The sequence below is a fragment of the Janibacter sp. LM genome (genome assembly GCF_039631275.1).
Taxonomy (GTDB): domain Bacteria; phylum Actinomycetota; class Actinomycetes; order Actinomycetales; family Dermatophilaceae; genus Janibacter; species Janibacter terrae.
This window is the reverse complement of record NZ_JBDIVG010000009.1, coordinates 85,175-107,114: the sequence shown is the minus strand read 5'-3', so window position 1 is coordinate 107,114 and position 21,940 is coordinate 85,175. Positions and strand designations below refer to the sequence as shown.

Below are 21,940 nucleotides of genomic sequence, written 5' to 3'. Positions count from 1 at the left end.
CATGCTAAACCGCTTCGTCCAGCACCACGTGCGCAGCGGACACGAGCTGGTCGACGGCCTCTGCGGGGATCTCGCCCATGGCGGTGAGGTTGCGCGGGTCGTCCAGCTGCCGGCGCCGGACGCCCTCGAGGATGATCGCGACCTTCCACAGCCCGAGCCCGTGCCAGAAGGGCACGGCCGAGACATCCCGCCCGGAGACCTGCGCGTAGTGCGCCACGAGCTCCTCCCGGGTGGCGAAGCCGGGCACCGTCGAGGCGTCGAAGCGCATCGTCGGGGGGTCTCCCGCCTGGGGCCAGTAGGCCAGCACGGTCCCGAGGTCGGCGAGCGGGTCGCCGAGGGTGGCGAGCTCCCAGTCGAGGATCGCCCGGACGTGCGCGTCGCGGGGGTCGACGATGACATTGCGCAGGTGGCTGTCGCCGTGGACGAGCACGACCTCCGCCGGGGCGGGCTCGCGCTCGTGGAGCCGGCTGGTGAGCCGGTCCAGCTCGGGCAGGTCCCGGGTCCGGGACAGCTCCCACTGCCCCGCCCACCGCTTGAGCTGCCGGGCCGCGTAGGGCTTGTGGCTCGCGAGGTCGGCGAGCCCCACCCGGTCCAGGTCGACCGCGTGGATGCGGGCCAGGGTCTCGACGAGAGAGAGGCCGACCGCGTGCCGGGCCGCCGGTGACAGGCCCTCCGCGTCGCTGCGTTCGTCGAGGACGAGCCCGTCGACGAAGGAGACGACGAGGACCGGCCGGTCGGCGACCGCCGGGTCCTCGCACAGCCCGTGCACGACGGGAAGGGGGACGTCGGTCCCCTGGAGCGCGGAGAGGATCCGGTGCTCCCGGGCGACGTCGTGGGCCGAGGCCAGCAGCTCGCCCATCGGGGGGCGCCGCAGGACCAGGCGCTCCCCCTTCGCGTCCGTGACGAGGTAGGTGAGGTTGGACTGCCCCAGGCCCACGCGCTCGTGGACCAGCGGCGGCTCGACGTCCACCCGCTCGGCGATCCACGCCGCCATCGCGGCCGTGTCGATCCCCTCGATCACTGGGACTTGCCCCACTGCGGGCTGCGGCGGCGGTACTCGCGGCGCGCGATGGTCATCTTGTGCACCTCGTCGGGGCCGTCGGCCAGACGCAGGGTGCGCATGTGCGCGTACCACATGGCCAGCGGGAAGTCGTCGCTCACGCCGCCGCCTCCGTGCACCTGGATGGCCCGGTCGATGACCTTGAGCGCGACCGCCGGGGCGGCGACCTTGATGGCCGCGATCTCCGTGCGGGCGACCTTGTTGCCGACGGTGTCCATGAGGTGCGCGGCCTTGAGGGTGAGCAGGCGCGCCATCTCGATCTCGATGCGGGACTCGGCGACCCAGTCCATGATGTTGGAGCGGTTGGCGACGGGCTCCCCGAAGGTCACCCGGGACTGTGCGCGGTCGATCATCAGGTCGAGGGCACGCTCCGCGACGCCGATGGCGCGCATGCAGTGGTGGATCCGGCCGGGACCCAGTCGGGCCTGGCTGATCATGAAGCCGTCGCCCTCGCCGGCGAGCAGCGCCTCGCGCGGGACCCGCACGTCGGTGAAGGTCACCTCGGCGTGGCCCTCGCGGTCCATGTACCCGAAGACCGGCAGCCCGCGCTCGATGGTCACACCGGGGGCGTCGATCGGGACGACCATCATCGACTGCTGGCGGTGCGTCGGGGCGTCCGGGTCGGTCTTGCCCATGACGATCATGACCTTGCAGTTCTTGTGCAGCGCGTTGGAGGTCCACCACTTGCGGCCGTTGATGACGTACTCGTCACCGTCGCGCTCCATGCGCGTCTCGACGTTGGTCGCGTCCGAGCTGGCGACCGCCGGCTCGGTCATGGCGAACGCGGAGGCCATCTCGCCCGCGAGCAGCGGCTTGAGGTACTTCTCCTTGTGCTCGTCGGTGCCGAAGAGCGTGAGCACCTCCATGTTGCCGGTGTCCGGGGCGTTGCAGTTGATCGCCTCGGGGGCGATCTCGATGCTGCGCCCGGTGATCTCGGCGAGGTGCGCGTACTCGAGGTTGGTCAGGCCGGGGCCCCACTCCGGGTGGGGGTGGAAGAGGTTCCACAGGCCCTGGCTGCGTGCCTCCGCCTTGAGGTCCTCGAGGACCTGCGGGTGGTGGTTGGCGTCGCCGGAGGCGCGCATCTGCTCGCGGTAGACGCTCTCCGCCGGGTAGACGTGCTCGTCCATGAAGGTGAGGAGTCGTTCGCGGTAGTCCTGTCCGCGTTCACTGAGTTCGAACATCGTGGCCGTCCTTCGGGGTGGTGGGGGTCGGGGTTCGGGGGCCGATCAGCGGGTGCCGGTCGGGGCCGGGAGGCGGAGTGCCTCGCGGATGCGGGGCAGGGACTCGTCGGCGCTGCGGTGGAGGATGCCGCGGATGCCGAGGCGGGCGGCCCCGACGAGGTTGTGCTCGAGGTCGTCGACGAGCACGCAGTCCGTGGGCTCGACGCCCAGGCGCTCGCAGGCGATCCGGTAGATCTGGCGCGAGGGCTTGCGCGCCCCGACCTGGCCGGAGACCACCGAGACGTCGAAGAGCTCGTCGAGGTCGACGCGGGCGTAGCAGTCGCGCCCCAGGGAGTTGGAGACGAGCGCGACCGGGACACCCGCGGCGCGCGCCTGCCGGACGACGTCGATCATCGGCTCGTCGAGGTGGAGGTGCGCGGCGAGGCGGGCGAGCAGACCGCGGGGCTCGATGCGGCCACCCGCCTCGAGCATCGCGGCGGCGAAGGCGTCCTCGAAGCCCTCGTCGTCGAGCCGTCCGACCTCGTGCTCGGCGAGGGCGGTGCGCGCCCCCTCGTGGGTGGCCAGCAGGCGCAGCGCGGCGTCGGGGGCCAGGCCGGCATCGGCGGCGAGCGCGCCGAAGGCCGGGCCGATCGGGGCGGTGAGCACCCCACCGAAGTCGATGAGCAGCGCCGTGGCGCGCGCCTCGGCGGCGGTCGGGCCGGGTGACGTCGTCGTCATGTCAGCACTCCTCATGGCTCCTGCGGTGTCGTGACAGGTATAGTTGAACTTAGATTCAGATTCAAGTCAATGTCGACACCCGTCCGAGGAGCCTCCATCTCCACCGCTGCCCTGCCACCGCAGCCCCACCGCGCGGCCCTCGCGAGCGCCATCGCGGTGCTCTTCGGGGTGACCGGCCTCGGCAGCGCCGCGGTCGCCGTGGCGCTCCCGGCACTCTCCGTGGACCTGGGGCTGACGACCGGCCGCGCCGCGCTCGTCGTCAGCTGCTACTCGCTCGCCCTCGCGGTCGGCAGCGCCGTCTTCGGCCGGCTCGGTGACATGTTCGGCATCCGCCTGCCCCTGCTCGTCGGGATGTCCGTCATGGTCACGGCCGCCTGCGCGGGCGCCCTCGTCGACTCCCTTCCCGCCCTCATCGCCACGCGTACCCTCCAGGGGCTGGGCGCCGCCGCGGTCCCCGCCCTGACCCTCGCCGCGGTGCAGGCCCTCTTCGCGGGGGACGGCCGGGCGCGCGCGATGGCCACCTACTCGGGCATCGGGGCGACGATCAACGCCCTCGGCCCGGTCGCCGGTGCCCTGCTCGTCGACCCCTTCGGCTGGCGTCCGGTCGTCGCCATCCCCGTGCTGACCCTGGCGGTCGTGCCCCTCGTGTGGCGGGACCTGCCGACCCGGCGGCACCCCGGCGCGACGCTCGACCCGGTCGGCGCCCTGCTCGTGGCCGCGGCCGCCATCGGCGCCGTCCTGTCCCTGCAGGCGGCCACCCTCGGCGGCGGCACCGCGCTCGTGGGCCTGGTCGTCCTGCTCGCCGCCGCCCCCGCAGCCGTGCTGCGCTCACGAGCCCGGCCGCACGGCGTCGTCCCGGCCGCCCTCGTGCGCGACCGCGCCGCCCGCCTCAGCCTGCTCACCGCCGCGAGCCTGCCCTCCGCGTGGTTCGGGCTGCTCGTCGCGGTCCCCACCGTCCTCACCGCCCACGGGTGGTCGGGGACCCGGGTCGGCCTGCTGCTCGTGCCGTGCGCCGCCCTCGGGGTGGTCGCCCCGCGCATCACCGGTCCGGCCCTCATCCGTCTCGGCGCCTCCCGCGGGCAGCTGCTCGCCACGACGGGGACGGCGCTCGCGGTGGTCCTCGCCGCGGTGGGGGCAGCCGGGGTCCGCCCCGCGGTGCTCGTCGCCGCGACCCTGCTGCTGATGATCTCCTTCGGCCTCGGCCAGCCCGCCATGACGGCCCTCGTCGCCGACTCGGTGCCGGTGCGCACCCGGGGTGGCGCCCTCGGGCTGCTCACCCTGGTCTTCCTCCTCGGCGGCAGCCTCGGGGCCGCCACGGTCGGCGGTCTCGGCGACGCCATCGGCTTCCCGCGCGCCCTGCTCGTGCTCGCCACCCTGCCCACGGTGGCCGCCCTCGCCTTCGCCCGCCCCCTCCCTTCGTCCCCCACCCCGGACCCACCCCGACCCCGACCCCAGGAGATCCCATGACCGACACCGACCACGTCCTGCACGACCTGACCGACGGCATCGCGACGATCACGCTCAACCGACCGGAGCGACGCAACGCGCTCTCGCGCCCGATGATCGAGCGGCTCGAGGAGCTGCTCGACGAGACCGAGGCGGACCCGGCGGTCCGCGTGCTCGTCATCACCGGAGCAGGTCGCGCCTTCTGCGCCGGGGGTGACGTCCAGCAGTTCGACGCGGACGGGGGGGGAAGGGGGTGGCGCCACCGAGGTCGACCCGGCTGCCGTCGCGGAGCAGCTGCGTCACCAGGAGATGACCGTCGGTCGCCTCCACGCCTTCACCAAGCCGACGATCGCCGCGCTCCCCGGGGCCGCCGCGGGCGCCGGGCTCGGGCTCGCGCTCGCGACCGACCTGCGCATCGGGACGCCGCGCACCCTCGTCGCGACCGCCTTTGCGACGATCGCCCTGTCCGGGGACTTCGGCGTGGCGTGGTTGCTCGAGCGGATCGTCGGCCCCGCGCGGGCGCGCGAGCTCATGCTGCTCAGCCCGCGGCTCGACGGGCAGGCCTGCCTCGACCTGGGTCTGCTCACGCAGCTCGTCACCGAGGACGAGCTCGAGGAGCGCACGCGCGAGCTCGCCACCCGGCTCGCGGACGGCCCGGCCCTCACCCTGGCGCACATCAAGCGCAACCTCCTCGAGGCTGCGCACCAGACGCTGTCGGAGTCGATGGCCGCCGAGGTGCCCCGCCACAAGGAGTGCGGCCTCGCCGCCGACCACGTCGAGGCGGCACGCGCCTTCGTCGAGAAGCGGCCCCCGGTGTTCTCGCGCTGACCGCTGTCGGTGGCCGGCCCTAGGTTGGGTCCATGGCACAGGTCATCCTCTTCCCGTCCGTCCTCGGTGTGCGTCAGGGCGTCACCGATCTCGCCGATGCGCTGACCGGCGCCGGCCACACCGTCCAGGTCGTCGACCTGCTCGACGGGCAGGTCTTCGACGACTACGAGCCCGCGGCCGCCCGCTCCCGCGAGATGGGCTTCCCGGCGCAGATGGCCGCGGCGTTGCAGGCCTCCCGGCAGACCGAGGGACCCTTCGTCGCCGTCGGCTTCTCCAACGGAGCCGGCCTGGCCCAGTGGGTCGCCGCGCAGCGTCCCGACGACGCGCGCGGCGTCGTCATGGTCGGCGGGGGCATCCCGATGCGTGACCTCGAGGCGACGTGGCCACCCGGCGTCCCGGGCCAGGTGCACGTGAGCGCCGGCGACCCCTTCCACGAGGAGGACCGCCAGTTCGACCCGATGGTCGACGAGCACCTCCAGGACGACGTCGAGCACGCCGGCGGCGCGTTCACCTACGTCGAGTACCAGGGCGACGGCCACCTCTTCAACGACCCGACGCTGCCGGACGAGTACCAGCCCGACGAGGCGCGCATCCTCACCCGGCGCATCCTCGAGTTCGTCGACGCCGTGGGTTGACCAAGCGCTCGAGGTGGCCGGTCAGCCGAGCAGCTCGCGCCCCCTGGTCTCGGGCAGCAGGAAGGCTGCTGCCGCGGCCACCACGAAGGCCGCGGCGAAGAGCGAGAAGACGATGACGTCGCCGTCCGCCCCACCGCGCTCGAGCAGGACGGGGACGGTGAGCGGGGCGGCGATCGAGGCGAGCCGACCGAAGCCGGCAGCCGCGCCGGCCCCGGAGCCACGCACCGCCGTGGGGTAGATCTCCGGGGTGATCGCGTAGAGCGCACCCCAGGCGCCGAGGTTGCAGAAGGACAGCGCGCTGCCCGCGACGATGATCGAGGTGGCTGAGTCCGACTGCCCGAAGAACCACGCCGCGAGCGCCGAGCCGATCAGGAAGAGCGCGAGCGTCGAGCGCCGTCCCCACACCTCGACGAGGACCGCTGCGAGGGCATAGCCCGGCAGCTGGGCGAGCGTGATGACCAGGGTGTACCCGAAGGAGGTCGTCACGTCGTGACCGCGGGCCACGAGCAGGGAGGGGATCCACAGGAAGGCCCCGTAGTAGGCGAAGTTCACCCCGAACCACACGAGCCAGATGCCTGCCGTGCGCCGACGCAGCGCGGTCGACCACAGGCCCGCACCCCCGGCCCCCCGGGTCCCGACGTCGGGGCCGGCCGGGGCGGTCGCCCCCTTCGCGCTCGTCGTGGCGTCCGGAAGCACACCCGCGGACCGCTCGAACCCACGGACCACCTCCTCCGCCTCCTCGTGCCGGCCGCGGCTCTCCAGCCAGACCGCCGACTCGGGCAGGCCGAGGCGCACCACGACGGCGTAGACCGCCGGCACGAGCCCGAGGACCAGCGCCCACCGCCAGCCGTCCTCGCCGCGCGGGACGACGTAGAAGCCGATGACGGCCGCGAGGATCCAGCCGACCGCCCAGAAGGACTCGAGCACGACGACGAGCCGGCCGCGGATGCGCGTCGGCGACAGCTCGCTGACGAGCGTCGAGGCGACGGGCAGCTCGGCACCGAGACCGAGGCCGACGAGGAAGCGCAGGACGAGGAAGACCGCGATGCCTCCGACGAGCGCCGAGGCGCCGGTCGCCAGGCCGTAGACGACCAGGGTGGCGGCGAAGACCGTGCGGCGGCCGAAGCGGTCGGCCAGGCGTCCGCCGAGCGTGGCGCCGAGCGCCATCCCGACGAAGCCGGTCGTGACGATCCACGACCGCTCGGTCGTCGTGAGGCCCCACTGCTGGGTCAGGACGACGATGACGAAGGAGATGAGACCGACGTCCATCGCGTCGAGGGCCCATCCCGTGCCCGACCCGAGGAGGAGCCGGGTGTGCCGACGCGTGTACGGCACCCTTCCGAGTCGTTCCGCACGGGTCGGCCCGGCGCCGGTGGAGCTCATGGGGCGACGGTACGCCCCGCCGCGGAGCCTTCCAGCCGCAGCAGCAGCTCCTTTGCCTCTGCCCCACCGCGATAGCCCCCCGCGCCCCCGTCGCTGCGCACGACGCGGTGGCAGGGCAGGAGCAGCGGGACCGGGTTGTGCGCGCAGGCGCTGCCGACGGCCCGGACCGCGCGGGGGCGCCCGGTCATCGCGGCCATCTGCGCGTACGTCGCGGTGCGGCCAAAGGGGATGCGCGGCAGGGCCGTGACCACCTCGCGCCGGTAGCCGGCGAGCAGCCGCAGGTCGAGCGGCACCTCGGGTCCGGGCCCGCACCCGGCGAAGTACGCCTCGAGCCAGCGCGCTGCGTCGTCCAGGCGGGCGGGCGAGCGCAGCACCCGCGGGCTGACCCGCTCGGCGAGCTCGGCGAGGACCCTGTCGTGCCCCTCGCTCTCGAAGCCGACCCGCACCACCCCCTGCGCCGTCGCCGCGAGCAGCAGTCGGCCCACGGGTGAGTCGACCACCCGGTAGGCGATGTCGAGCAGTCCTTCGTCGTCGGCGCGCGCGACGAGTCGCGCGTGCAGTCCCTCCAGGTGCGTGGTGCTCATCGGATCTCCTTGTCCCGCAATGTCCTCAGTCCGTCCGCGGCAGCCCGGCGGGCCGCCGGCTCGCTCCCGCCGACGAGCTCGACGATCCGCGCGTAGGGCAGCCCGCCGAGGTAGCGGTAGGTGATGACGTGGCGCTGCTTGGTGGGCAGCTCGGCGACGTGACGCCACACCCCTTCGTCATCGGTGGTCTCCTCGAACCCGACGTCCGGGACGTCCGCGACCGGCTCGGCGCGCCGCTGCCGCGCCCGGTGGACGTCGATGCACTTGCGGGCCGCGACGGTGGCGAGCCACGCGCGCACGTCGAGGTCGCCCGGCAGGTCGGGCCACGCCCGCAGCGCCGCGAGGAAGGTCTCGCTCCACGCGTCGTCGACGTCGGCGGCATCGACCCGCGCCCGGCAGATCGCAAGGACCCGCGGCCCGTGCTCCCGCACGACCTGCTCGAAGGGGGGCAGCGCCTCAGAAGAGGGCATCGCGCTCCTCGGCTGCCGGCTCCTCGAGCGCCAGGAGCGCCCGCTTGCGATCGAGCCCGCCGGCGTAGCCGGTGATCGAGCCGTCGGACCCGACGACCCGGTGGCAGGGCACGAGGATCGAGATCGGGTTGGCCCCGACCGCGCGCCCCACGGCCTGCGCGGCCCCGCCGGTCTTGCGGGCGAGGTCGCCGTAGGTGATCGTCTCGCCGTAGGGGATGCGCAGGAGCAGGTCCCAGACCCGGCGGTGGTGCTCGCCACCGCGCAGCTGCAGCGGGATGTCGAAGTCACGCCGCTCCCCCGCGAGGTACTCGTCGAGCTCACCCTGCAGTCGCTCGAAGATCTCGTCGCTGCCGGACGGGACCCGCGGCCCGAAGCCGGCGGGGTCGGGCAGCGTCCAGTGCCCCGGGAAGTACAGGCCGACGAGCGCGCTCCCGTCAGGCACGTCGTCGACGACGGCCGTCAGCTCACCGAGGGGCGTCGTGAGGACGGCGTGCCGTGTGGTCATGATCTCGATCATGTCCGATGAACGCGACGAGGTGCGCCCGCGTGAGATCGGTAGCCTCCCCGCCATGAGCATCCGCGCATGGCAGGTCCAGCAGCTCGGCGAGCCCACCGAGGTCCTCACCCTCGTCGACACCGAGGTGCCGCGCCCCGGGCCGGGTCAGGTCCGCGTCCGGGTGCGCGCGAGCGCGGTGAACTTCGCCGACACCCTCATGTGCCGTGGCGAGTACCAGGTCCGGCCGGAACCCCCCTTCGTCCCCGGGCTCGAGGTGTGCGGAGACGTCCTCGAGGTCGGCGAGGGCGTGACCCACGTGGCCGTCGGGGACCGGGTGCTCGGCGGGACCGCGGTGCCGCACGGCGGCTTCGCGACGGAGTGCCTCATGGAGGCCGCGAGCACCTTCGCCGCTCCCGCAGGGCTCGACGACGCGGCGAGCGCGTCGCTGATGGTCAGCTACCAGACCGGGTGGTTCGGCCTGCACCGCCGGGCCGGCTTGCGCGCGGGCGAGCACCTGCTCGTCCACGCCGCCTCCGGTGGGGTCGGGTCGGCGGCGGTGCAGCTCGGGAGGGCCGCTGGGGCCCACGTCATCGGCGTCGTCGGCGGGGCGGACAAGGTCGCCATCGCGCGGGAGATGGGCTGCGACGTCGTCATCGACCGTCGCGAGCAGGACGTCGTCGAGACCGTCAAGGCGGTCACCGACGGCCACGGGGCCGACGTCGTCTACGACCCGGTCGGCGGGCCGTCGTACGCGGCGAGCACGAAGTGCATCGCCTTCGAGGGGCGGATCGTCGTCGTCGGGTTCGCGAGCGGGCGCATCCCCGAGCCGCGTCTCAACCACGCGATGGTGAAGAACTACTCGATCCTCGGCCTGCACTGGGGCCTGTACAAGGAGCGGGACCCGCAGTCGGTCCCCGCCTGCCACGACGAGCTCGTCCGCCTCGCCGACGCGGGGCAGATCACCCCGCTCGTCGCCGAGACCTTCCCCTTCGAGGAGACGCCGGCCGCGCTCGCCCGCCTCGCGGGCGGGTCGAGCACGGGCCGGATCGTCGTCACCGCCTGAACCCGCATTGCCCTAGGGCAATGCGGGTTCAGGTCTGCACTGCCCCGGGGCAGTGCGGGTCCGGGTCAGGCGCGCGAAGGGGGGAAGGCGCGGCGGGAGGCGAGCGCCTCCTCGAGCTCGGACTGCGCGTCGACGATCGCCCGGCGGACACCCTGCTGGAGGTCGCCGGTGAGCGCCACCCGGGAGAGCTCGAGCGTGCGCTCGCTGACGAAGCGTGACGGGTAGGTCATCGACGTCACCCGGGCGAGTGCGTCCTCGCCGAGCCACTCGGTCATCTGGGGGATGTCGCTGAAGTACCGCGCGACGTACGGCTCGACGTACGGCTCGACGAGCGAGCGGTCCTGCGGGCCCCAGAACCCGGCCGCGATCGCCACGAGCTCGTGGTTGCTGCGCGCGCGGTTGGTCGTGAGGTCGGCCCAGGCGGCGGCCTTGCCCTCGGCGGTCGGGATCGCCGAGCGGGCGGTGAGCGCCCCCAGCTGCCCGGACATCGTGTTGTCGGCGGCGCGCGCCGCGTCGATCTCGGCCTCGCCGACGAGACCGCGCCGGCTCAGCTGACCCAGGAGGATCCAGCGGAAGTCGGCGTCGCCCTCGAGCCCGGCCGGCAGGTCGCGGCCCTGCGCCCACGGGAGCAGGCGCCCCTCGACGTCGTCGGTCGTGCGGGCGACCAGCCGGGCGGCGTGCAGTGCGCGGGAGGAGCCCGGCTCGGCCTCGGCGAGCACCCGCTCCCCCACCGCGGCCATGCGGGCGCGCGCGGCGTCCTGCTCGTCGTCGGGCAGGAGCACCCGGATGACGCGGTTGGTCAGGTGCATCCCCGCGCGCGAGAAGATCGAGTCGTTGGTCTCGCCGACGAGCGCGGCCTCGCCGAGGTCGACCATGAGGCGCGGGTCGACCTGCGCGAGGGCCACGCCGTCGCGCAGCCCGACCCAGACGACCGCCCGGGCCTGCGCGTCGGACAGGCGCGGCAGCTCCGCGGGCAGGGCGCGAAGGGAGTCCTCGTCGAGCAGCGGGGTGGCCCAGGTGAGGTCCCCGGCGTTCGGCAGCACGAGGGCGGCGGCCAGGTCGAGGCCGGCGACGGGTGCGCGGTCGGCGTCGAGGGTGAGGGCGACCCGGGAGGTCTCCTGGCCACCTGAGTAGGTCGCGATGTCGAAGGCGTGCGGGCGGTCGGCGGGGTGGGCCCGCGGGGCGGTGCGCGTCACCGCGCCGGCCCGGTCGACGGCGATGGTGTCCACGCCGGCCGTCTCGAGCCAGCCCCGGCTCCAGTCGTGCAGGGACCGGCCGCTCGCCGCCTCCATGGCGCCGAGGAAGTCGGCGAGCGTGCCGTTGCCGAAGGAGTGGTCACCCAGGTACTGCCGGATGCCGGCGAGGAAGGCCTCGTCCCCGATGAACTCGATGAGCTGGCGGATGACCGCGGCGCCCTTGGCGTAGGAGATCCCGTCGAAGTTGGCGAGCGCGGACTTCGCGTCCGGGGCGGGCGACCCGGCGACCGGGTGGGTCGAGGGAGCCCGCTCGGCGCCGTAGCCCCAGGACTTGCGCGACATCGTCGAGTCCACCCAGGCCTCGGCGTACTCGGTGGCCTCGACGAGGCAGCGGTGGGCCATGTACTCGGCGAAGGACTCGTTGAGCCACAGGTCGTCCCACCACTGCGGGCTCACGAGGTCGCCGAACCACATGTGTGCCATCTCGTGGCTGATCGTGTTGGCCCGGGTGAGCAGCTCGTCGCGGCCGACCGCGCCGCGGAAGAGGTAGCTGTCGCGCAGCACGACGCACCCCGGGTTCTCCATCGCGCCGGCGTTGAACTCCGGGACGAAGACCTGGTCGTAGTCGTCGAAGGGGTAGCGGATGCCGAAGATCGAGTGGAAGTAGTCGAAGCTGCGCCGGGTGATCTCCAGCATCTCCGGCGCGGCCTCCCGCAGCTGCTCCTGCATGGAGCGACGCGCGTACAGGCCGAGCGCGATCCCGTCGTGCTCGTCGGTCACCGACACGTACGGGCCGGCGCACAGCGCGACGAAGTAGGTCGACAGGGGCTGGGTCTCGGCGAGGTGCCAGACGCCCCCGTCGCCGACGGCCCCCGAGCCGTTGCCGATGACCCGCCACTCCGCCGGCGCCTTGACGCAGAACGCGTAGGTCGACTTGATGTCGGGCTGGTCGAAGCAGGCGAACACCGCCGGCGCCGCGTCGAGGAAGAGGTGGCTGAAGACGTAGTCCTCGCCGTCGGCCGGGTCGGTCGCGCGGTGCAGCCCCTCGCCGTCGTGGCTGTAGGCCATCGTCGCCTCGACCTCGACGACGTGCTCCCCAGGCGTCAGCGTGAGCGGCAGCCGACCGTCGGCCCAGGCGTCGACGTCGAGCGGGACGCCGTCGAGGCTCGCCCGGAGGAGCTCACGCGGCTTGACGTCGACGAAGGTCTCCCCGCCGGCGGCCGCCGTGAGGTGGATCCGGGTGAGCGACCCGAAGGTCTCCGCTCCCAGGTCGAGGTCGATCTCGACCTCGGTCCGGTTCACGGCCAGCAGGTCGGCGCGGGCAAGGGCTTCGTCACGGGTGAGGGAGGGCACCTCGGCATCCTGTCACCGCTCGTGCCGCATCGTGGACGAAGGGAGCCCGTCACCGCAGGTGGTGACCACCTGCCATCCCCTCGAGGCGGGCGATGCGCTCGCCCATCGGGGGGTGGGTGGAGAACATCTTCGACAGGTCGCGCGTGCTGAAGGGGTTGGCGATCATCATGTGGCTGGCGTTCTGCAGCTGCGGCGTCGGCTCGAGCGGTGCCCGCTGCACGCCCGTCTCGAGCTTGCGCAGGGCCGAGGCCAGGGCGAGCGGGTCACCGGTCAGCCGGGCACCGTCCTCGTCGGCGTCGTACTCGCGGGTGCGTGAGATCGCCATCTGGATGACCATCGCCGCGACGGGTGCGAGCAGGGCCACGGCGATGCCGGCGAGCGGGTTGCGGTCGCGGCTGCCGCCGAACCACAGCGCGATCGAGGCCACCGACGAGACGACACCGGCGATGGCACCCGCGACCGACCCGGTGAGGATGTCGCGGTTGTAGACGTGCATCAGCTCGTGACCGAGGACGCCGCGCAGCTCTCGCTCGTCGAGGAGCTGCAGGATCCCCTCGGTGCAGCACACCGCGGCGTGCTCCGGGTTGCGCCCCGTCGCGAAGGCGTTGGGGGCGGCGGTCGGGCTGACGAACAGCCGCGGCATCGGCTGGCCGGCGCGCTGGCTGAGCTCCTGCACCATGCGGTACATCTGCGGGTACTGCTGCGGGTCCGCGGGCACGGCGCGCATGGCCCGGATCGCGAGCTTGTCGGAGTTCCAGTAGGTGTAGGCGGTCGTGGCGACGCCGAAGAGGGCGAAGAGCCAGATGTAGCGTGCGCCACCGATGGCGTAGCCGACGAGCAGGAGCAACGAGAAGATCGCGCCGAAGAGCGCCGCGGTCTTCAGCCCGTTGAAGTGGTTGTGCATGTCGTCCTCAACGCCCGGTACGGCTCAGGACGTTCCCGCGCCGAGGAGGAGGACCGGCACACAGGTCGCGCCGAGGAGCACCAGACCGGCCGAGACGGCGACGAAGGTGGCCGTGCGGTCGACCTCCTCGGGAGCCCCGTGGTCCTCGGCAGGGAGCAGGAGCAGCGCCACCCACCGCAGGTAGACCGCCAGCCCGAGGACGGCGGCGACGACGGCGGGCACGGCCACCCACCACAGCCCCTCGTCGGCGAGCGGGCGCAGCGCCATGAACTTCGCGAGCAGTCCCGCGACGCCCGGCGGCAGCCCGGCGAGGGTGAGCAGCGCGAGCGTGAGCACGGCGGCGTGCACGGGGCGCCGCCGCAGCAGCCCCCGGTCGTCCTCGAGCCGGCGGGGCGCTCCGGGTGTGAGGGCGGCGACGACGGCCAGGGCCGCGACGACCGCGACGGCGTAGACGGCGAGGTACCCGACGGCGGCATCGGTGTCCCCGGCGACGAGCGGGGCGAGGATCCAGCCTCCCTGCGTCACCCCGGACCAGGCGATGAGGCGAAGGGGGTCGTCCGCCCGCAGCGCGAGGACGGCGCCCCCGAGCATGGAGACGACCGCGACGACGGACAACGCCGGCTGGATCACGGCGTGGACGCTCGCGGCTCCGCGGACCACGGCGACGAGCCCGCCGACCGCGGCGACGGTCGAGACCGACGCGAGCAGGGTCGTGACCTCGACACCGGCCCGGGGGTAGGTCACCGGGGCCCACGCGTGGAAGGGCACGAGCGAGAGCTTGAAGCCGACGGCGACGACGAGCAGGAGGATGCCCAGGACCAGCACCGCCCGGTCACCGGGCTCCTGGCCGGCGGCCCACGAGGCCACCCCGCCGAGGCGCAGGCTGCCCGTCGCGGTGACCCACAGGCCGGCGCCGACGACGGCGATCGCGAAGGAGGCGATCGACGTCATGACGAGGTTGAGCGCGCCGCTGTCGCGGGTCCCGCCGCGCAGCACGGCGAGCGCGACGATGGGCAACGTCGCGAGCTCGAGCCCGACGAGCCAGGTCCCGAGGTCGTGGGCGACCGCGACGACGTTGGCCCCGGTGACCGTGGCGAGCAGCATCGCGACCTCGACGCCGGGGTCGGGGCGGGCCGGCGCCTCGCTGTCGAGCTGCTCCGGCGCGCTCCCCAGCCGGCGCGAGAGGAGCAGCAGCACGGCGAGGCCGGCGGCCGCGGCCACCGCCTGCAGCAGGGCACCGGACTGGCTGACCCGCAGCAGGCACTCGCTGGCGGTCTGGCCGGGCGCATCGCGCACGGCGAGAGCGGGGTCGCCCGGCAGGCAGAGCGTCGTGACCTCCCCGCCGGCAGAGGCCCGCAGGCGCAGGCCGATGGCGACCACGAGGGTGGTGAGCAGCGCGAGGACCCCGACGGCGACCGCCGGTCGCCGCCGCCGGGGCGCGACGGCGTCGAGCACCAGCACCACGACGGAGGCGATCGCGGGCGCGAGCACCGGGGCCGCGACGACGACGTCGAGCTGCGGGGCGCTCATCGGCTCACCACGCCCACGAGGGCGGGTTCGGTGACGGCGAGCAGCAGCCCGGGGACGACGCCGAGGGCGAGGACGGCGAGCGCGAGGAGCGCACCCGGGACGAGCTCGGACCGGGTGAGGACCTCACGCCCGGGTGGGGCGCTCCCTTCGCTCCACTCACCCAGCCAGACGAGGCGGGCGACCCGCAGCGAGTAGGCGGCGGCGAGCGCGGCGCCGACGGCCGCGACGACGGCGCAGACGACGAAGAGCGCAGCGGGGCGCCCCCCGGCGGGCGAGAGCGCCGCCACGACCGCGCTGAACTCGCCCCAGAAGCCGGCGAGCCCGGGCAGCCCCAGCCCCGCGGCGAGCCCGACGAGGAGGAGGAACCCGGTGAGCGGTGAGGTGTCGCGCAGGGCGGCGCGCGGGATCGTGAGGTCGTCGTCGCCCCAGTGGTGCTTGAGCCCGCCGACGACGAGGAAGAGCAGCGCCGAGATCACCCCGTGCGCGATGTTGGCGTAGAGGGCCGCGGTGACGCCCGTGTCGCTGCCCGAGGCGAGGGCGAGCGCGACGAAGCCCATGTGGGCGATCGAGGACCAGGCGATGAGCCGCTTGAGCTCGCGCTCGACGAGGCAGACGAGCCCACCCCAGATGATGCCGACGACGCCGCACACGGCGAGCACCGGGGCGAGGCGGGCGAAGCCGTCGGGCACGGTCGCCAGCGGCAGCCGGACGAGGCCGTAGGTGCCCATCTTCAGCAGGACGGCGGCGAGCAGCATCGACCCGGCGGTCGGCGCGGTCGTGTGCGCGAGCGGCAGCCACGAGTGGAGCGGCCACACCGGCACCTTGACGGCCAGCCCGAGGGTGAGCAGGACGGCGACCGTCACCTGCACGCCGAGGCCGAGACCCTCACCGCGGGCGGCGCCGAGGGCCGCGAGGTCGGCGGTGCCGGAGCGGCTCACGAGCAGCAGCACCCCGAGGAGCATGAGCGTCGAGCCGAACCCGGTGTAGAGGACGAAGCGGGCGCCCGCCTCGCGCCGGGCCCCCGGGTCGCGGTCGTCACCGAAGCGGGTGATGAGCACCCACATCGGCACGAGCACGAGCTCGAAGGTGACGACGAAGAGCAGCGCGTCGCGCGCGGCGAAGGTCGCCACCGCACCGGCGAGCGTGAGCAGCAGGCACCCGACGAAGGTCGCCGCGCTCCCGCCGCGCGGCCGCTCACCGAAGGTGGTGCCGCACGCCGCGGCGGTCACGGCGGCGGCCAGCACGGCGAGCGGCCCGCTGATGCCGTCGAGCCCGAGGTGGATCCGCAGACCGAGCGCGGGGAGCCACGGGATGTCGACCACGGCGCCGCTCCCCCAGGCGACGGCGACGAGGGCGAGCGTGAGGAGCGCGCCGAGCAGACCGGCGCGGCCCGCGGTGCGGGCCGACAGCTCGGTGCCGGCCCCGAGGAGCACGGTGCCGACGAGCAGCGGGAGGACGCAGGCCAGACCGATCACGCGACCCCCCACAGGACGAGGCCGGTCACGGCCGCGAGGGCGAGCAGTCCGCCACCGAGCAGCGCGAGGCCGGAGGACGGCCGCGCCCGGCGGTGGGCGGTCGTCCCGGCGTCGGCCAGACCGAGCGCGCCCCATGCGATGCCCCGCACGTACGTGTCGAGGACCTCGCGGTCGAGGAAGGCGACGAGGCGCGCGAGCGCGGCGACCGGGCGCACGACGGCGAGGCGCTGCACGGCGTCGACGCCCAGCCCGGCGCCGACGAGGCGTCCGGGGCCGGCGACGAGACGCTCCTGCTGACCGGTCCGGTGGAGCAGCCACCCGATGGCGATGCCGACGACGACGAGGAGGAGCACGATGACGAAGAGCCCGGCCGGGACGTGCCCGGCGTCGGGCAGTCGCGGCCCGAGCGCCAGGCCGCCGACGATGCTCGCGACGGCCAGGACGAGCAGGATCGCGAGCACGGCCGCGGGCATGACCGCACGCGAGCGGGCCCTCCCTTCGTCCCCGAGCGCGACGACGAGCAGCGCCCGGGTCGCGTACGCCGCGGTGACGGCGGCGGTCGCGAGGAGGGAGACGAGCACGAGGCCGGCGAGGGCCCCACGCGAGCCGACGTCCTCGCCGACGGCGGCGACGACGTGCTCCTTGGTGAGGCCGCCGAGGACGAGCGGGACGCCGGCGAGGGAGACGAGCCCCGCGGCCCACGCGCCGAGGGCCACGGGGTGGGCCCGGCCGCTGCCGACGAGGGCGCTCGCGGCCGTCGACCCGCGCGTGGTGGCGAGCCACCCGACGGCGAGGAAGAGCAGCGACTTGAAGATCGCGTGCCCGTAGAGGTGGCCGAGTGCGGCGCCCGCGGACGGGCCGGCCCCGGCCGCCGCGAGGGGGGCGAGCATGACGCCGACCTGGCTGACGGTCGACCAGGCGAGCAGCCGTTTGAGGTCCGGCTCGACGAGCGCGCAGAGCGCCGCGAGCAGCATCGTCAGCGCCACCGAGACGGCCAGCAGCGCCCGGGCCGCGTCGGCACGCAGCAGCAGCGGCAGCAGCTGGCTCAGCACGACGGTGCCCGCGGCGACCATCGTCGCCGCGTGGATGAGCGCCGACGCCGGGGTCGGGCCCTCCATCGCGTCGAGCAGCCAGTGGTGGAAGGGCAGCTGGGCCGACTTGCCGAGCACGCCGATGACGACGAGCACGAGAGCGGTCGAGCGGGTCGCCGGGTCGCCCGCGGCGGAGGTCCAGTGGGCGATGACCTCCGCCCGGTCGGTGGTGCCGGCCCCGGCGACGAGCACGGCGGTCCCGAGGAGCAGCCCGATGTCGGCGATGCGGGTGACCATGAAGGCGCCGTGCGCCGCCCGGCGCGGCTCCGGCCGGCGCGACCAGTGCCCGATGAGCAGGTAGGAGCACCAACCCATGACCTCCCAGCCGACGACCGTGAGGACGACGTCGCTCGAGAGGACGACGAGGAGCATCGCGGCGGCGAAGAGCGAGATCGTCGCGTGGAAGACCGCGCGCCGGTCGTCGTCGGCGAGGTACCAGGCCGAGTAGGTCTGCACGAGTGTCGCGACGAGCACGACCACGAGGGCGATGAAGGCACTCGTCGCCGTCAGCCCGAGCGTCAGCGGCAGGTCGAAACCGCCGAGCACGAGGGCCGGCCCGGTCGGCGACACCGGGACGAAGGGGGCTCCCCCCACCCCGGGCACCGCGCGCGCGAGCGCGACGACGCACAGCAGCAGCGTCGCCGCGGACCCGGCGAGCGAGACGAGGACGGCCAACGGGCCGCTGCGGGCCGCGAGGAGTGCGAGCACGGCGGTGAGGCACGGCAGCGCGACGAGGGCCCAGGCCATCAGCCGGCGTCCTGGGACAGGTCGATGTGGCCGCGGCGGCGGTAGGCCGCGACGATCACGGCCAGGGCGACGACGACCTCGGCGGCGGCGATGGTGATGACGAAGAGGGTGAGCACCTGGCCCGACCACGTCGCGTCGTGGCCGAGCGCGCCGGCGGCCACGAGGAGCAGCCCGCCGCCGGCGAGCACGAGCTCGGCGCCGACGAGGACGAGGACGGCATTGCGCCGGGCGAGGATCCCGTAGAGGCCGAGACCGACGAGGACGCTCGCGAGCAGGTACGGGCCGGCGGCGTGGATCATCGACGGTCCTCCCGCGTGAGGCCGGAGACCGCGAAGGCCCCGACGAGGGCCGCGAGGAGCAGCAGCGAGAGCAGCTCGAAGGGCCACACCCACGTCGAGAAGATCTGCCGGGCGAGCTCGGCGCTGCCGCCGGGGCGGACCTCGGTGCGCGTGGCGGTCGGCAGGAGCACGGCGGCGACGAGCCCGGCGGTGCCCGCGCCGACGACGGCCGCGAGGGCACGGTGGGCCGGGCCGCTCGAGTGCTCGGCCCGGGGCCCGATGGGCGCGCGGGTGAGCATGAGCGCGACGATGACGAGCACGACGACCGCACCCACGTAGACGAGGACCTGGACGAGCGCGACGAGCTCGGCGCCGAGGACGAGGTAGCAGCCGGCGAGGCCGAGCAGCGCGACGACGAGCCACAGGGCCGAGTGCACGACCTGGCGGGTCGTCACCGCGAGCGCGGCGGAGCCGGCGGTGACCAGGCCGGTCGCGGCGAAGGCGAGGTCGAGCCCGGTCAACGCCGGCCCCCGCGGGTCGGCTTGCTGGCGGCGCCCACCTCGGGTGCGTCGGCGGCCCCCGGGTCGAGCTCGGGCGGGGCGGGGACGTCGGCGACCCACTGCCCCAGGCGCTCCTTCTCGTGGAGCAGGTCGCGGATGTCGGTCTCGGCGTACTCGAACTGCGGGCTCCAGAAGAGCGCGTCGAAGGGGCAGACCTCGACGCAGATGCCGCAGTACATGCACAGCGAGTAGTCGATGGCGAAACGGTCGAGGACGTTGCGCTGGCGGGCGCGCCCCCCTTCGCTCGCCGGAGGCACCTCTTCCTTGTGCGAGTCGATGTGGATGCACCAGTCGGGGCACTCGCGGGCGCAGAGCATGCACGAGGTGCAGTTGCTCTCGACGAGGGCGATGACGCCGCGGGAGCGAGCCGGCAGCTCGGGGGCGACGTCGGGGTACTCGGCGGTGTGGGGCGTGGCGAAGAGCTGCTTGGCGGTGGCCGCCATGCCCTTGGCCAGGCCCGGCACGAAGTCCTTGCTCACGCGGTCACCACCACCCCGACGGCCGTGAGCGCCAGCTGCGCGAGCGCGAGCGGGACGAGCACCGTCCACGCGAGCCGCTGCAGCTGGTCCTCGCGCATGCGTGGCCAGGAGACGCGGATCCAGATGATGAGCAGGACGACGAGCGAGCCCTTGAGCAGGGTCCACAGCCACCCGAGGTGGTCGGCCAGCGGGCCCTGCCAGCCGCCGAGCCAGAGCACGCCGAAGAGCAGCCCCATGACGACCATGCCCGCGTACTCGGCGAGCATGAAGAAGGCGAAGCGCAGCCCCGTGTACTCGGTGAGGGGGCCCATGACGACCTCGCTGTCGGCGATCGGGGCGTCGAAGGGGGGACGCTGCAGCTCCGCGGTCGCGGCCACGAGGAAGACGAGCGCCCCGGGCAGCTGCCACACGAGCCACCACGGCGACCAGGCGTCGACGACCCCGGGGAGCGAGAGCGTCCCGGCGGCCATGGCGACGGACGCGACGGACAGCACGAGCGGCAGCTCGTAGGCGAGCAGCTGTGCGGCGGAGCGCATCCCGCCGATGAGTGCGTACTTGTTGGCGCTCGCCCAGCCGGCCATGAGCGTGCCGAGGACACCGACGCCCGTCACCGCGAGGACGAGCAGCACGCTGCCGGGGACGTCCGCGGCGGAGACCCCCGGGTGGATCGGCAGCAGGGCGAGGGCGACGAGGTAGGGGACGAGGGCGACGGCCGGGGCCAGGCGGAAGACACCGCGGTCGGCGGCGGCGGGGGTGATGTCCTCCTTCTGGACGAACTTCACCCCGTCGGCGACGAGCTGGGCCCAGCCGTGGAAGCCCCCGGCGTACATCGGGCCGAGCCGGCCCTGCATGTGCGCCATGACCTTGTGCTCGGCCTGGCCCGCGACGAGCGGCAGGACGAGCAGGGCCGCGAGCGCGGCCAGGGAGCGGAGGGAGATCTCGAGCAGGCTCATGGCTCTCGCGGCCCCCACTCGGGCCCCGGCACCCCGGGGGCCGCCACCCGGCGGCGGCTCGGCGACCTCGTGGAGTGCCCCTCGCCGGGCTCCTTGCCGCCGGGCCAGGGACGGGTCGCGCGGGCGGCGAGGACGAAGGACTTGCGCAGCGGCGTCCCCTCGAAGCCGTCGGGCAGGAGGAGCGGACGCAGCCCCAGGCCGGTGCCGTCGACGAAGCCGGTGAACCCCTGGCCGAACATCTCGTGGGTTTCGCGCTCGTGCCACGCGGCGCCGGCGAAGACCCCGGTGATGCTCGCCAGCGCCTCGCCGAGGGGGACGCGGGCGCGCAGGAGCAGGGTGCGCTGGTCGCGCTCGGGCGTCGGGCGCGGGTCGACGAGGTGGCAGACGACGTCGAGCCCGGGGTTCTCCTCGCGGTCGCTCTCGTCGACCGCGCTCAGCCAGTCGAAGAAGGTGTAGCCGCGGTCCCGGGCGTCGCCGACGGCCCGGCGCCACTCGTGCGGCGCGACGGTGAGGCGTTCCTCGGGCACGTCAGCCCCCCTTCGTCGGACGACGCAGCAGGCCGCGACGGACCTCGCCCGCCCCGGCCGTGCGGTGGCCCGCGTAGCGCGCGCGCAGGGCGCCGGTCGAGAGCGACTCGGCGGCGATGTGGTCCTGGAGGGTGAGGATGCCGTGGAGCAGCGCCTCCGGGCGCGGCGGGCAGCCCGGGACGTAGACGTCGACGGGGACGAGCTGGTCGACGCCCTTGGTCACCGAGTAGCTGTCCCAGTACGGGCCACCGGAGTTGGAGCAGGCGCCGAAGGAGATGACGTACTTCGGCTCCGGCATCTGGTCGTAGAGGCGGCGGATCGCCGGCGCCATCTTGTCGGTGACGGTGCCGGAGACGACCATGAGGTCCGCCTGCCGCGGACCGGGGGCGAAGGGGATGACCCCCAGCCGGATGAAGTCGTGCCGGGCCATGGAGGCAGCGATGAACTCGATGGCGCAGCAGGCGAGCCCGAAGTTGAAGACCCACAGCGAGTAGCGCCGACCCCAGTTGAGGACGACCTTCATCGGCTTGGGTGCATGGGCGCCCACGGCCCCCACGCGCGGCATCGGCAGGTCGGTCGTCATGGCCTCACGTCCACCGCAGCAGGCCGCGCCGCAGCGCGTGCACGAGACCGAGCAGGACGACGCCGATGAAGATCGCGACCTCGAGCAGGCTGATCGGGCCGAGGTCGGAGCGCAGGACGAGGGCCCACGGGAAGAGGTAGACCGCGTCGACGGCGAAGACCACGTAGAGGAAGGCGTAGGTGAGGTAGCGGACGCGGGTCTGCGCCCAGTCCTGCCCGACCGGGTCGACACCGGACTCGTAGGTCGTCAGCTTGGCGCGGGTCGGGGCGGAGGGGGCGAGCAGGCGGCGGGCGGTGTACGCGGCCACGACGAGGAGCACGCCCACGGCGAGCGTCCCGGCGACGACGAGGTAACCATCCACGTCCGCACCCTATCCGCGCCGCCCGCCGACATGGCGTCGC

Annotated in this window: 23 protein-coding genes; 4 read left to right on the top strand and 19 right to left on the bottom strand. The window is 74.1% G+C overall.

All coding sequences use genetic code 11. The annotated features are described in order from the left end of the window. Positions 1-4 precede the first annotated feature (4 nt). Genes ABC138_RS05975 through ABC138_RS05965 form a run of 3 tightly spaced genes read right to left on the bottom strand, consistent with a single transcriptional unit; the run spans position 5 to position 2,958 of the window. The gene (locus ABC138_RS05975; protein ID WP_218005588.1) at positions 5-1,021 is read right to left on the bottom strand and encodes a phosphotransferase family protein; all 1,017 of its coding nucleotides are present in this window, start codon (positions 1,019-1,021) and stop codon (positions 5-7) included. Further along, on the bottom strand, positions 1,018-2,241 hold the full coding sequence (locus ABC138_RS05970) for an acyl-CoA dehydrogenase family protein (RefSeq protein ID WP_345913035.1): 1,224 nt from the start codon (positions 2,239-2,241) through the stop codon (positions 1,018-1,020). Before ABC138_RS05970 ends, ABC138_RS05975 begins: the two co-directional genes overlap by 4 nt. A 45-nt stretch (positions 2,242-2,286) precedes the next feature. Next, entirely contained in the window at positions 2,287-2,958 is a 672-nt protein-coding gene (locus ABC138_RS05965) for an HAD family phosphatase (protein WP_345913033.1), read from the bottom strand. Between the two features lie 69 nt (positions 2,959-3,027). Between ABC138_RS05965 and ABC138_RS05960 the strand changes: the two genes are divergently transcribed. The 3 genes from ABC138_RS05960 (at position 3,028) to ABC138_RS05950 (ending at position 5,867) form a co-directional block, all read left to right on the top strand. Next, complete coding sequence (locus ABC138_RS05960; protein ID WP_345913032.1) at positions 3,028-4,425, top strand: MFS transporter; 1,398 nt, start codon at positions 3,028-3,030, stop codon at positions 4,423-4,425. 192 nt (positions 4,426-4,617) lie between these two features. After that, positions 4,618-5,232, top strand: coding sequence for an enoyl-CoA hydratase-related protein (locus ABC138_RS05955; RefSeq protein ID WP_345913031.1), 615 nt, complete (start codon positions 4,618-4,620; stop codon positions 5,230-5,232). A 32-nt stretch (positions 5,233-5,264) separates the two neighbouring features. After that, a complete protein-coding gene (locus ABC138_RS05950; RefSeq protein WP_345913030.1) occupies positions 5,265-5,867 on the top strand; it encodes a dienelactone hydrolase family protein in 603 nt (200 codons plus the stop codon). 21 nt (positions 5,868-5,888) lie between these two features. Here ABC138_RS05950 and ABC138_RS05945 read toward each other — a convergent pair whose 3' ends face one another. The 4 genes from ABC138_RS05945 to ABC138_RS05930 are packed head-to-tail and all read right to left on the bottom strand — an operon-like array spanning position 5,889 to position 8,809. Continuing rightward, positions 5,889-7,250, bottom strand: a complete 1,362-nt coding sequence (locus ABC138_RS05945; RefSeq protein WP_345913029.1) for an MFS transporter — start codon at positions 7,248-7,250, stop codon at positions 5,889-5,891. Beyond that, the gene (locus tag ABC138_RS05940) at positions 7,247-7,834 is read right to left on the bottom strand and encodes a methylated-DNA--[protein]-cysteine S-methyltransferase (RefSeq protein WP_068425563.1); all 588 of its coding nucleotides are present in this window, start codon (positions 7,832-7,834) and stop codon (positions 7,247-7,249) included. Before ABC138_RS05940 ends, ABC138_RS05945 begins: the two co-directional genes overlap by 4 nt. Beyond that, positions 7,831-8,304 (bottom strand): sigma-70 family RNA polymerase sigma factor, encoded by a 474-nt coding sequence (locus ABC138_RS05935; RefSeq protein WP_345913027.1) that lies wholly within the window; start codon positions 8,302-8,304, stop codon positions 7,831-7,833. Before ABC138_RS05935 ends, ABC138_RS05940 begins: the two co-directional genes overlap by 4 nt. Then, on the bottom strand, positions 8,291-8,809 hold the full coding sequence (locus ABC138_RS05930) for a methylated-DNA--[protein]-cysteine S-methyltransferase (RefSeq protein ID WP_345913025.1): 519 nt from the start codon (positions 8,807-8,809) through the stop codon (positions 8,291-8,293). The genes ABC138_RS05935 and ABC138_RS05930 overlap by 14 nt, the downstream gene beginning before the upstream one ends. Before the next feature lie 64 nt (positions 8,810-8,873). Between ABC138_RS05930 and ABC138_RS05925 the strand changes: the two genes are divergently transcribed. After that, on the top strand, positions 8,874-9,863 hold the full coding sequence (locus ABC138_RS05925; protein WP_345913023.1) for an NADPH:quinone oxidoreductase family protein: 990 nt from the start codon (positions 8,874-8,876) through the stop codon (positions 9,861-9,863). 65 nt (positions 9,864-9,928) lie between these two features. Here ABC138_RS05925 and pepN read toward each other — a convergent pair whose 3' ends face one another. The 12 genes from pepN to ABC138_RS05865 all read right to left on the bottom strand — a co-directional run bounded on the left by pepN (position 9,929) and on the right by ABC138_RS05865 (position 21,900). After that, positions 9,929-12,412 (bottom strand): aminopeptidase N, encoded by a 2,484-nt coding sequence (gene pepN, locus ABC138_RS05920; RefSeq protein ID WP_345913022.1) that lies wholly within the window; start codon positions 12,410-12,412, stop codon positions 9,929-9,931. Positions 12,413-12,461: 49 nt separating this feature from the next. Then, entirely contained in the window at positions 12,462-13,316 is an 855-nt protein-coding gene (gene htpX, locus ABC138_RS05915; RefSeq protein WP_345913021.1) for a zinc metalloprotease HtpX, read from the bottom strand. Positions 13,317-13,340: 24 nt separating this feature from the next. Beyond that, positions 13,341-14,846, bottom strand: coding sequence for a proton-conducting transporter membrane subunit (locus tag ABC138_RS05910; protein WP_338538688.1), 1,506 nt, complete (start codon positions 14,844-14,846; stop codon positions 13,341-13,343). Continuing rightward, positions 14,843-16,321, bottom strand: a complete 1,479-nt coding sequence (locus ABC138_RS05905; RefSeq protein ID WP_345913020.1) for an NADH-quinone oxidoreductase subunit M — start codon at positions 16,319-16,321, stop codon at positions 14,843-14,845. The genes ABC138_RS05910 and ABC138_RS05905 overlap by 4 nt, the downstream gene beginning before the upstream one ends. Further along, positions 16,318-18,159 carry a proton-conducting transporter membrane subunit gene (locus ABC138_RS05900; RefSeq protein WP_345913019.1) on the bottom strand — a complete coding sequence of 614 codons (1,842 nt, stop codon included), beginning with the start codon at positions 18,157-18,159 and terminating at the stop codon, positions 16,318-16,320. The genes ABC138_RS05905 and ABC138_RS05900 overlap by 4 nt, the downstream gene beginning before the upstream one ends. After that, positions 18,159-18,458, bottom strand: coding sequence for an NADH-quinone oxidoreductase subunit NuoK (gene nuoK / locus ABC138_RS05895; RefSeq protein WP_068425584.1), 300 nt, complete (start codon positions 18,456-18,458; stop codon positions 18,159-18,161). The genes ABC138_RS05900 and nuoK overlap by 1 nt, the downstream gene beginning before the upstream one ends. After that, on the bottom strand, positions 18,455-18,958 hold the full coding sequence (locus ABC138_RS05890; RefSeq protein WP_068425586.1) for an NADH-quinone oxidoreductase subunit J: 504 nt from the start codon (positions 18,956-18,958) through the stop codon (positions 18,455-18,457). Before ABC138_RS05890 ends, nuoK begins: the two co-directional genes overlap by 4 nt. Continuing rightward, on the bottom strand, positions 18,955-19,476 hold the full coding sequence (locus tag ABC138_RS05885; protein WP_345913018.1) for a 4Fe-4S binding protein: 522 nt from the start codon (positions 19,474-19,476) through the stop codon (positions 18,955-18,957). The genes ABC138_RS05890 and ABC138_RS05885 overlap by 4 nt, the downstream gene beginning before the upstream one ends. After that, positions 19,473-20,429, bottom strand: a complete 957-nt coding sequence (gene nuoH / locus ABC138_RS05880; RefSeq protein WP_068425588.1) for an NADH-quinone oxidoreductase subunit NuoH — start codon at positions 20,427-20,429, stop codon at positions 19,473-19,475. Before nuoH ends, ABC138_RS05885 begins: the two co-directional genes overlap by 4 nt. Then, the gene (locus ABC138_RS05875; protein ID WP_345913017.1) at positions 20,426-20,956 is read right to left on the bottom strand and encodes an NADH-quinone oxidoreductase subunit C; all 531 of its coding nucleotides are present in this window, start codon (positions 20,954-20,956) and stop codon (positions 20,426-20,428) included. The genes nuoH and ABC138_RS05875 overlap by 4 nt, the downstream gene beginning before the upstream one ends. A 1-nt stretch (position 20,957) precedes the next feature. After that, complete coding sequence (locus tag ABC138_RS05870; RefSeq protein ID WP_245634829.1) at positions 20,958-21,479, bottom strand: NADH-quinone oxidoreductase subunit B; 522 nt, start codon at positions 21,477-21,479, stop codon at positions 20,958-20,960. A gap of 64 nt (positions 21,480-21,543) precedes the next feature. Continuing rightward, positions 21,544-21,900 carry an NADH-quinone oxidoreductase subunit A gene (locus ABC138_RS05865; protein ID WP_068425597.1) on the bottom strand — a complete coding sequence of 119 codons (357 nt, stop codon included), beginning with the start codon at positions 21,898-21,900 and terminating at the stop codon, positions 21,544-21,546. Positions 21,901-21,940: the final 40 nt, after the last annotated feature.

Coding starts and splice junctions, on each gene's coding strand:
- ABC138_RS05970 (WP_345913035.1), bottom strand. CDS start 2,241: ATGTTCGAACTCAGTGAACGCGGACAGGACTACCGCGAACGACTCCTC.
- ABC138_RS05965 (WP_345913033.1), bottom strand. CDS start 2,958: ATGACGACGACGTCACCCGGCCCGACCGCCGCCGAGGCGCGCGCCACG.
- ABC138_RS05960 (WP_345913032.1), top strand. CDS start 3,028: ATGTCGACACCCGTCCGAGGAGCCTCCATCTCCACCGCTGCCCTGCCA.
- ABC138_RS05950 (WP_345913030.1), top strand. CDS start 5,265: ATGGCACAGGTCATCCTCTTCCCGTCCGTCCTCGGTGTGCGTCAGGGC.
- ABC138_RS05945 (WP_345913029.1), bottom strand. CDS start 7,250: ATGAGCTCCACCGGCGCCGGGCCGACCCGTGCGGAACGACTCGGAAGG.
- ABC138_RS05940 (WP_068425563.1), bottom strand. CDS start 7,834: ATGAGCACCACGCACCTGGAGGGACTGCACGCGCGACTCGTCGCGCGC.
- ABC138_RS05935 (WP_345913027.1), bottom strand. CDS start 8,304: ATGCCCTCTTCTGAGGCGCTGCCCCCCTTCGAGCAGGTCGTGCGGGAG.
- ABC138_RS05930 (WP_345913025.1), bottom strand. CDS start 8,809: ATGACCACACGGCACGCCGTCCTCACGACGCCCCTCGGTGAGCTGACG.
- ABC138_RS05925 (WP_345913023.1), top strand. CDS start 8,874: ATGAGCATCCGCGCATGGCAGGTCCAGCAGCTCGGCGAGCCCACCGAG.
- htpX (WP_345913021.1), bottom strand. CDS start 13,316: ATGCACAACCACTTCAACGGGCTGAAGACCGCGGCGCTCTTCGGCGCG.
- ABC138_RS05910 (WP_338538688.1), bottom strand. CDS start 14,846: ATGAGCGCCCCGCAGCTCGACGTCGTCGTCGCGGCCCCGGTGCTCGCG.
- ABC138_RS05900 (WP_345913019.1), bottom strand. CDS start 18,159: ATGGCCTGGGCCCTCGTCGCGCTGCCGTGCCTCACCGCCGTGCTCGCA.
- nuoK (WP_068425584.1), bottom strand. CDS start 18,458: ATGATCCACGCCGCCGGCCCGTACCTGCTCGCGAGCGTCCTCGTCGGT.
- nuoH (WP_068425588.1), bottom strand. CDS start 20,429: ATGAGCCTGCTCGAGATCTCCCTCCGCTCCCTGGCCGCGCTCGCGGCC.
- ABC138_RS05870 (WP_245634829.1), bottom strand. CDS start 21,479: ATGAAGGTCGTCCTCAACTGGGGTCGGCGCTACTCGCTGTGGGTCTTC.